The organism is Streptomyces sp. NH27, from assembly GCF_056859195.1.
Genome location: NZ_JACEGK010000751.1, coordinates 1 through 2,662, shown reverse-complemented (window position 1 = coordinate 2,662; position 2,662 = coordinate 1). Strand labels below are relative to the sequence as shown.

2 protein-coding genes are annotated in these 2,662 nt (G+C 71.1%); both read left to right on the top strand.

All coding sequences use genetic code 11. From position 1 onward, the window contains the following. Window positions 1-341 precede the first annotated feature (341 nt). Window positions 342-791 (top strand): PTS sugar transporter subunit IIA, encoded by a 450-nt coding sequence (locus AC13HU_RS35345; protein WP_483046093.1) that lies wholly within the window; start codon window positions 342-344, stop codon window positions 789-791. Window positions 792-795: 4 nt separating this feature from the next. After that, a complete protein-coding gene (gene ptsP, locus AC13HU_RS35340; RefSeq protein WP_483046092.1) occupies window positions 796-2,466 on the top strand; it encodes a phosphoenolpyruvate--protein phosphotransferase in 1,671 nt (556 codons plus the stop codon). The last annotated feature ends 196 nt before the right edge of the window (window positions 2,467-2,662 follow it).

Sequence of the window (2,662 nt, the reverse complement as noted above, 5' to 3'; positions counted from 1 at the left end):
TTGACTTTTGGCACGCTGTTGAGTTCTCAAGAAACGGAAGCTGCCATCAGCGACCCTTCCGGGCCCCTCCGGGCTTTCCCTTCGTTGTGTTCCAACCTTAGCAGAAGCTTTTCGGTCGGAATTACCAACCCCTTTTCGAGAACACGCGTTTCCGCGGGTCTCGTCGAGGCGGTTGTGCCAACGTACTGGACCGGCCTCGCGTGGAGCAAATCGGGGGCGCCGGTCCGGACGGCGGAGTGGGGCAGAATCCGTACTTGGTATGACTTAGGCTGCTGTAGCCGTCGGCCGTCCGGTGACAGGCAGTGACGGCTCCCTGATCACTGCGCTTAGGAGTGCTTCATATGACGACCGTTTCGTCACCTCTCGCTGGTCGGGTCATCGGGCTCGACGCCGTGCCCGACCCCGTGTTCTCCGGCGAGATGGTCGGCCCCGGTACCGCCGTGGACCCAGTGCGCGAGCCCGGCGACGCGGTGGCGCCGGTGGACGGCGTGATCGTCTCACTGCACCCGCACGCTTTCGTCGTGGTGGACGACGAGGGGCATGGAGTACTGACACACCTGGGTATCGACACCGTGCAGCTCAACGGCGAGGGTTTTGAGGTGCTGGTCGCCAAGGGCGACACGGTCAGCCGCGGCCAGGCGGTCGTGCGGTGGAACCCTGCCGCGGTCGAGGCCGGTGGCAAGTCGCCGGTCTGTCCGGTGATCGCGCTGGAGGCCACGGGCGGCGCACTCGGCGGGATCGTGCGTGACGGTGAGGTCGCCGCGGGCGACACCCTCTTCAACTGGAAGTAGTGCAATGCAGACAACGCTGAGAGGCGTCGGGGTCAGCCACGGTGTGGCGATCGGCGAGGTACGGCACATGGGTACCGCGGTGCTGGAGCCGCCGGCGAAGCAGATCAGGGCCGAGGACGCGTCCCGTGAGCAGGGGCGGGCCCGGCAGGCGGTGGAGGCGGTCGCCGCCGACCTGAACGCGCGCGGGCAGCTCGCCGGCGGTGAGGCGCAGGCCGTGCTCGAAGCGCAGGCGATGATGGCGCAGGACCCGGAGTTGATGGCCGACATCGAGCGGCGGGTCGCGGTCGGGAGTACCGCGGAGCGGGCCGCGTACGACGCGTTCGCCTCGTACCGGGCGCTGCTGGCGGGTGCGGGTGAGTACCTGGCCGGGCGGGTGGCGGACCTGGACGACGTACGGAACCGGATCGTGGCGCGGCTGCTGGGGGTGCCGATGCCCGGGGTTCCGGACAGCGATGAACCCTATGTACTGATCGCGCGGGACCTGGCGCCGGCGGACACGGCGTTGCTGGACCCCGCGCTGGTGCTGGGTTTCGTGACGGAAGAGGGTGGGCCGACCAGCCACAGCGCGATTCTGGCCCGGGCGCTGGGGGTGCCGGCGGTGGTGGCGCTGGCGGGCGCGGGTGAGTTGGCGGAGGGCACCGTGGTCGCGGTGGACGGGAGCACCGGTGAGGTGTTCGTGGAGCCGGGCGAGGCGAAGCGGGCCGCGCTGACGAAGGTGGCGGCGGAGCGGAAGGCGGCGCTATCGGCTTCTTCCGGCCCGGGCACGACCTCCGACGGTCATCGGGTGCCGTTGCTGGCGAACGTCGGTGGGCCCGGGGACGTGGCGGCCGCCGTTGCGGCGGGCGCGGAAGGGGTGGGGCTGTTCCGTACGGAGTTCCTGTTCCTGGACGACTCCGCCGCGGCGCCCTCGGAGGAGAAGCAGGTCGAGGCATACCGGCAGGTGCTGGCGGCGTTTCCGGAGGGGCGGGTCGTGGTGCGGGTGCTGGACGCCGGCGCCGACAAGCCGCTGGACTTCCTGACGCCCGCGGACGAGCCGAATCCGGCGTTGGGTGTGCGGGGGTTGCGGTCGCTGCTGGAGCACCCCGATGTGCTTCGGACGCAGTTGCGGGCGCTGGCGCGTGCGGCGGAGGGGCTTCCGGTGCACCTGGAGGTCATGGCGCCGATGGTCGCGGACCGGCAGGACGCGAAGGCGTTCGCGGACGCGTGCCGTGCGGCGGGGCTGCCGGCGAAGTTCGGGGCGATGGTGGAGATTCCTTCGGCGGCGCTGCGGGCGCGGTCGGTGCTGAAGGAGGTGGAGTTCCTCTCGTTGGGGACGAACGACCTGGCGCAGTACACCTTCGCGGCGGACCGGCAGGTGGGGGCGGTGGCGCGGTGGCAGGACCCGTGGCAGCCGGCGCTGCTCGACCTGGTGGCCGCGGCGGCGGAGGCGGCTCGGGCCGAGGGGAAGAGCTGCGGGGTCTGCGGGGAGGCGGCGGCCGATCCGCTACTGGCGTGTGTGCTGACCGGGTTGGGTGTGACCAGCCTTTCGATGGGGGCGGCGTCGATTCCTTATGTGCGGACGACGTTGGCGAAGTACACGGTGGCGCAGTGCGAGCGGGCCGCGGCGGCGGCGCGGGCGACGGACAGTGCGGATGCGGCCCGGGGGGCCGCGCAAGCGGTCTTGTCGGGCGAGTAGTTCGTGGGTGCGGGACCGCGCGTCCAGCCCCTTGACGGAAGTTGCCCGACCTTCCGCCGGTGAGAGGCTGAGCGCGCAGTTCCCCGCGCCCCAACGGCGCACCACCATCGTGGTGCCGGCCGCTGCCGGACGGCAGGAGTCGCCCGCTTCCGTACTACGGGAGGGGGATGCCGGGGGCGTAGTGGACTCCGGGTTC

What these genes read in the sequence shown, in the direction of transcription:
- AC13HU_RS35345 (WP_483046093.1), top strand. Translation starts at nt 342, where the DNA reads ATGACGACCGTTTCGTCACCTCTCGCTGGTCGGGTCATCGGGCTCGAC.
- ptsP (WP_483046092.1), top strand. Translation starts at nt 796, where the DNA reads ATGCAGACAACGCTGAGAGGCGTCGGGGTCAGCCACGGTGTGGCGATC.